This is a genomic window from Nonomuraea sp. NPDC049709, from assembly GCF_040674815.1.
Classification (GTDB): Bacteria; Actinomycetota; Actinomycetes; order Streptosporangiales; family Streptosporangiaceae; genus Nonomuraea.
Map to the genome: position 1 here is coordinate 107,693 of NZ_JBFANM010000040.1, position 6,114 is coordinate 113,806.

General features: G+C 69.6%; 5 protein-coding genes. All 5 read left to right on the forward strand.

Translation table 11 applies throughout. The annotated features are described in order from the left end of the window. Nucleotides 1–39: 39 nt before the first annotated feature. Nucleotides 40–1,365, forward strand: a complete 1,326-nt coding sequence (locus AB0J69_RS35020) for an NADH-quinone oxidoreductase subunit D (protein ID WP_364126331.1) — start codon at nt 40–42, stop codon at nt 1,363–1,365. Then, nucleotides 1,352–2,086 carry an NADH-quinone oxidoreductase subunit NuoE gene (gene nuoE / locus AB0J69_RS35025; RefSeq protein WP_364126334.1) on the forward strand — a complete coding sequence of 245 codons (735 nt, stop codon included), beginning with the start codon at nt 1,352–1,354 and terminating at the stop codon, nt 2,084–2,086. The genes AB0J69_RS35020 and nuoE overlap by 14 nt, the downstream gene beginning before the upstream one ends. Then, nucleotides 2,083–3,372, forward strand: coding sequence for an NADH-quinone oxidoreductase subunit NuoF (gene nuoF, locus AB0J69_RS35030; protein ID WP_364126336.1), 1,290 nt, complete (start codon nt 2,083–2,085; stop codon nt 3,370–3,372). The genes nuoE and nuoF overlap by 4 nt, the downstream gene beginning before the upstream one ends. After that, nucleotides 3,369–5,744, forward strand: coding sequence for an NADH-quinone oxidoreductase subunit G (locus AB0J69_RS35035; RefSeq protein WP_364126338.1), 2,376 nt, complete (start codon nt 3,369–3,371; stop codon nt 5,742–5,744). Before nuoF ends, AB0J69_RS35035 begins: the two co-directional genes overlap by 4 nt. Next, nucleotides 5,741–6,114, forward strand: a 374-nt coding sequence (locus AB0J69_RS35040; RefSeq protein WP_364126341.1) for an NADH-quinone oxidoreductase subunit H, incomplete at its 3' end; no start/stop codon positions are given. The genes AB0J69_RS35035 and AB0J69_RS35040, both read left to right, overlap by 4 nt.

The window sequence follows — 6,114 nt, forward strand, 5'->3', positions numbered from 1 at the left end:
TGTGGAGCTGAGCGTTGACGACCGTAGGAAGGATCACTCGTGAGCACCGCTTATGACGAGGCGACCGAGGGCAAGGTCTACTCGGTCACCGGAGCCGACTGGGACCAGGTCGTCACCGGCGTGCGCGACTCCGAGGAAGAGCGCCTGGTCGTCAACATGGGCCCGCAGCACCCGTCCACGCACGGCGTGCTCCGCCTGGTCCTGACGCTCGACGGCGAGACGGTCACCGAGGCGCGCGGCGTCATCGGCTACCTGCACACCGGCATCGAGAAGAACATGGAATACCGGACGTGGACCCAGGGGACCACGTTCGTGACCCGCATGGACTACCTCTCGCCGATCTTCAACGAGACCGCCTACTGCCTCGGCGTGGAGAAGCTGCTCGGCATCGAGGACCGCGTGCCCGACCGGGCGCAGGCCATCCGCGTGATGATGATGGAGCTCAACCGCATCGCCTCGCACCTGGTCGCGATGGGCACGTTCGGCATGGAGCTGGGCGCGACCACGCCGTTCCTCTTCGGGTACCGCGATCGTGAAATGATCATGGACCTGTTCGAGTACATCACCGGCCTGCGCATGAACCACGCCTACATCAGGCCGGGCGGCGTCAGCGTCGACCTGCCTGCGGGCGCGGTGGACAAGATCGGCGAGTTCCTCAAGGAGATGCCCAAGCGGATCAAGGACATCCGCAAGCTCCTCGACGAGAACCCCGTCTACGTGCGCCGCACCAAGGACGTGGCCTACCTCGACCTGACCGGCTGCATGGCGCTCGGTGTCACCGGGCCGATCCTGCGCGCCGCCGGGCTCCCGTGGGACCTGCGCAAGTCGCAGCCCTACTGCGGCTACGAGACCTACGAGTTCGACGTCGCCACCGAGCGCGGCTGCGACGTCTACTCGCGCTACCTCGTCCGCATGAGGGAGATGGAGGAGTCCCTCAAGATCGTCGAGCAGGCCCTGGACCGCATCGCCGGCCCGCTCAAGGGCGACCCGGTGATGATCGAGGACAAGAAGATCGGCTGGCCCGCGCAGCTCGCGCTCGGCCCCGACGGGTTCGGCAACTCGCCCGACCACATCGCCCACATCATGGGCACCTCCATGGAGGCCCTCATCCACCACTTCAAGCTGGTGACCGAGGGCTTCAGGGTGCCGGCCGGGCAGGCGTACGCCAGCATCGAGTCGCCCAAGGGCGAGCTCGGCGCCCACGTGGTCAGCGACGGGGGGACCCGCCCCTACCGCGTGCACTTCCGCGAGCCGTCCTTCTGCAACCTGCAGAGCTTCCCCGCGATGGCGGAAGGCGGCCAGGTCGCCGACGTGATCGCCGCGGTGGCTTCTATCGACCCCGTCATGGGAGGTGTGGACAGGTGAGCGAGCTTGTCGCGCGCACAATAGGACACAGCACGCAGGTCATGAGCGCGCCGGAGGCGCGGTCATGACCTATTCACCGGAGGTCCGGGAGCGTCTGGAGCGGGACGCCAAGGAGATCATCGGGCGTTACCCCAAGACCCGCTCGGCCCTGCTGCCGCTGCTCCACCTCGTGCAGTCCGAGGACGGCTACGTCTCGGACGACGGGCAGGAGTTCTGTGCGGAGATGCTCGGCCTCAGCAAGGCCGAGGTCACGGGCGTCGCGACCTTCTACACCATGTACAAGCGCAAGCCCGCCGGCGACTTCCACGTCGGCGTGTGCATCAACGCGCTGTGCGCGGTCATGGGCGGCGATGAGATCTGGGAGGAGCTGACGGAGCACGTCGGCGTCGGTCACGACGAGGCGACCCCGGACGGCAAGGTCTCGCTGGAGCGCCTGGAGTGCAACGCGGCCTGCGACTTCGCCCCGGTCATGATGGTCAACTGGGAGTTCTTCGACAACCAGACGCCCGAGTCGGCCAAGCAGCTCGTCGACGACCTGCGTGACGGCAAGGACGTGCGGCCCACGCGCGGCCCGAAGAAGCTGTGCACCTTCAAGGAAGCCTCGCGCGTGCTCGCCGGCCTGCCCGACGACCTCGCGGGCGACGGCCCGTCGGCCGCCGGCCCCTCGCTGGAGGGCCTCAAGGTCGCCAAGGCCAAGGGATGGAAGGCCCCCGAAGCATGAGCACGACTCTGACACCGGTCCTGACGGCCAACTGGGACCAGCCCAACTCCTTCACGCTCGACGTCTACGGTGCGTATGAGGCGGCCAAGAAGGCGCTGGGCATGGACCCCGACGCCGTCATCCAGGCCGTCAAGGACTCGGGCCTGCGCGGCCGTGGCGGCGCCGGCTTCCCGACCGGCATGAAGTGGGGCTTCATCCCGCAGGGCGACGGCAAGCCGCACTATCTCGTCGTCAACGCCGACGAGTCGGAGCCGGGCACCTGCAAGGACATCCCGCTGATGATGGCCAACCCGCACTCGCTGGTCGAGGGCATCATCATCACGTCGTACGCGATCCGGGCCAACCAGGCCTTCATCTACGTGCGCGGCGAGGTGCTGCACGTGATCCGGCGGCTGCACGCGGCCGTGCGGGAGGCGTACGAGAAGGGTTATCTCGGCGCCGACATCTTCGGCTCCGGATACGACCTCGAACTCGTCGTGCACAGCGGCGCGGGCGCCTACATCTGCGGCGAGGAGACGGCGCTGCTCGACTCGCTCGAAGGCTTCAGAGGTCAACCGCGGCTCAAGCCCCCGTTCCCGGCCGTGGCGGGCCTGTACGCCTCGCCTACTGTCGTGAACAACGTCGAGTCGATCGCCAGTGTTCCCTCGATCATCGCCAACGGCGCCGACTGGTTCGCCGGGATGGGCACCGAGAAGTCCAAGGGCTTCGGCATCTTCTCCCTCAGCGGCCACGTCACCAGGCCCGGCCAGTACGAGGCCCCGCTCGGCATCACGCTGCGCGAGCTGCTCGACATGGCCGGCGGCATCCGCGAGGGGCACCAGGTCAAGTTCTGGACCCCGGGCGGCTCCTCCACGCCGATCTTCACCGACGAGCACCTCGACGTGCCGCTCGACTTCGAGGCGGTCGGCGCCAAGGGCTCGATGCTGGGCACCCGCGCGCTGCAGATCTTCGACGAGACCACCTGCGTGGTCCGCACGGTGCTGCGCTGGACCGAGTTCTACGCCCACGAGTCCTGCGGCAAGTGCACGCCCTGCCGCGAGGGCACGTACTGGCTCAAGCAGGTGCTCAAGCGCCTGGAGAAGGGCCAGGGCACGGAGGAGGACCTGTCCACGATCACCGACATCGCGGACAACATCCTGGGTCGCTCGTTCTGCGCTCTGGGCGACGGCGCGACCAGCCCGATCCACTCCTCGGTGAAGTACTTCCGCGAGGAGTACCTCAAGCACTTCGAGATCGGCGGCTGCCCGTTCGACCCGAAGAAGTCCACTCTCTGGGGTGAGCAGTGACCGTCGTAGAGACCGAAACGAACCTGGTGACCCTGACCATCGACGGGTTCCAGGTCAGTGTCCCCAAGGGCACTCTGATCATCAGGGCCGCCGAGCTGCTGGGCATCCAGATCCCCAGGTTCTGCGACCACCCGCTGCTCGACCCGGCGGCCAACTGCCGCCAGTGTCTCGTCGACATCCCCGACGCGGGCAACGGCCGCGGCTTCCCCAAGCCCCAGCCGTCGTGCGCGATCGAGGTCGCCGAGAACATGGTCGTGCAGACCCAGCTCACCTCGCCGGTCGCCGAGAAGGCGCAGCGCGGGGCGATGGAGCTGCTGCTCATGAACCACCCGCTGGACTGCCCGGTCTGCGACAAGGGCGGCGAGTGCCCCCTGCAGAACCAGGCCATGTCCAACGGTCAGGGCGAGACCAGGTTCCAGGAGCAGAAGCGGACCTTCCCCAAGCCGCTGCCGCTGTCCACGCAGGTGCTGCTCGACCGCGAGCGCTGCGTCCAGTGCGCGCGCTGCATCCGGTTCTCGGACCAGATCGCGGGTGACCCGCTCATCGAGTTCTTCGAGCGCGGGGCCAAGGAGCAGGTGCGTACGGCCGAGGGCAAGCCGTTCAACTCCTACTTCTCCGGCAACACGGTGCAGATCTGCCCGGTCGGCGCGCTCACCGGCGCCGCCTACCGGTTCCGAGCCCGCCCGTTCGACCTGGTGTCCACGCCCAGCGCCTGCGAGCACTGCGCCTCCGGCTGCGCCCAGCGCACCGACCACCGGCGCGGCCGGGTCACCCGCCGCCTGGCGGGCAACGACCCGCAGGTGAACGAGGAGTGGAACTGCGACAAGGGCCGCTGGGCGTTCTCGTACGCCACGCAGCCCGACCGCCTCAAGCAGCCGCTGGTCCGCAACGAGGAGGGCGTGCTCGTGCCCGCCTCGTGGCCTGAGGCGCTGGCGGTGGCCGCCGAGGGGCTGGCCAAGGCCCGCGGCAAGGCCGGCGTGCTGGTCGGCGGCCGGGTCACGGTCGAGGACGCCTACGCGTACGCCAAGTTCGCCAGGACCGCGCTCGCCACCAACGACGTCGACTTCCGCGCCCGGCCGCACTCCGGCGAGGAGGCGCAGTTCCTGGCGCACGCGGTGGCCGGCCGGGGCATCGAGATCAGCTACGCCGACCTCGAGAACGCCCCGCACGTGCTGCTCGTCGGGTTCGAGCCCGAGGAGGAGTCGCCGATCGTCTTCCTGCGCCTGCGCAAGGCGTGGATGAAGAAGGGCCTCAAGGTCTCGGCGATCGCGCCGTTCGCCTCCGCCGGGCTGGCGAAGATGGGCGGCACGCTCATCCGCACCGTCCCGGGCGCCGAGGCCGACGCGATCGGCGACCTGGTCGGCACGCTGGCCGAGGGCACGATCGTGCTGGCCGGCGAGCGCCTGGCCACCGTGCCGGGCGCCCTGTCCGCTCTCATTCGCCTCGCCGCCGCCTCCGACGCCAGGCTCGCCTGGATCCCGCGCCGGGCCGGCGAGCGCGGCGCGGTCGAGGCCGGTGCGCTGCCCAACCTGCTGCCGATCGGCCGTCCGGTGGACGACGAGAGCGCCAGGGCCGAGGTCGCCAGGGCGTGGAACGTGGCCTCGCTGCCCGCCACCCCGGGCCGCGACACGGCCGGCATCCTCGCCGCCGCCCGCGACGGCGAGCTGGACGCGCTGGTCGTGGCCGGCGTGGACCCCTACGACCTGGCCGACCCGGCGGCGGCGCTCGAAGCGCTCGAGCACACGCCGTTCATCGTCAGCCTGGAGATCCGCGCCAGCGCCGTCACCGACCGCGCCGACGTGGTCCTGCCCGTCGCCTCCGTCCAGGAGAAGGGCGGCACGTTCGTCAACTGGGAGGGCAGGGGCCGCTCGTTCGAGGCGCCGCTCAAGGTGCCGGGCCTGCAGTCCGACCTCGCCGTGATCGGCAACCTGGCCGACCGGATGGACGTCCACCTCGGCCTGCCGGACGCCAAGGCCGCCCGGCGCGAGCTGTCCGGCCTGGGCTCCTGGCGGGGCAGCCGGGTCAACGCGCCGAACGCCCTGACCCGCACCCAGGAGGTGCCGGAGCCGGGCCAGGCGCTGCTGGCGACCTGGCACCTGCTGCTCGACGAGGGCAGGCTGCAGGACGGCGAGCCCTACCTCGCGGGCACCGCCCGCACCGCCGAAGCACTGGTCTCCGAGAGCACGGCAGCCGAGCTCGGCGTCGCCGACGGCGACAAGCTCGTCGTCGGCGAGGTCGTCACCCTGCCGGTGCGCATCGCCGACCTGCCGGACCGCGTGGTCTGGGTGCCGGCGAACTCCGGCGGCTGCTCGGTCACGCGTGACCTGCGCGCGGTGGCCGGCGACATCGTCACCATCGGGAGCGCGTCATGAGTCCCACCCTGGAGAACTTCGGCCACGATCCGCTGTGGATCACCATCATCAAGGCCGTGATGCTGTTCGTCTTCCTGATGCTGGGCGTCCTGTTCGGTGTCTGGTTCGAGCGCAAGCTGATCTCGCGGATGCAGAACCGCTACGGGCCCAACCGGGCCGGTAAGTTCGGCCTGCTGCAGTCGGTCGCCGACGGCCTGAAGATGGGCCTGAAGGAGGACCTCTTCCCGCGGACCGTGGACAAGGTGCTCTACCTGCTGGCTCCGATCATCATGGTGGTGCCGGCGTTCCTGGCCTTCTCGATCGTGCCGTTCGGGCCGGTCGTGAACCTGTTCGGCGTGCAGACGCCGCTGCAGCTGGTCGACCTGCCGGT

Bases quoted from the DNA above. Each gene is read 5' to 3' on its own strand.
- nuoF (WP_364126336.1), top strand. From the start codon at position 2,083: ATGAGCACGACTCTGACACCGGTCCTGACGGCCAACTGGGACCAGCCC.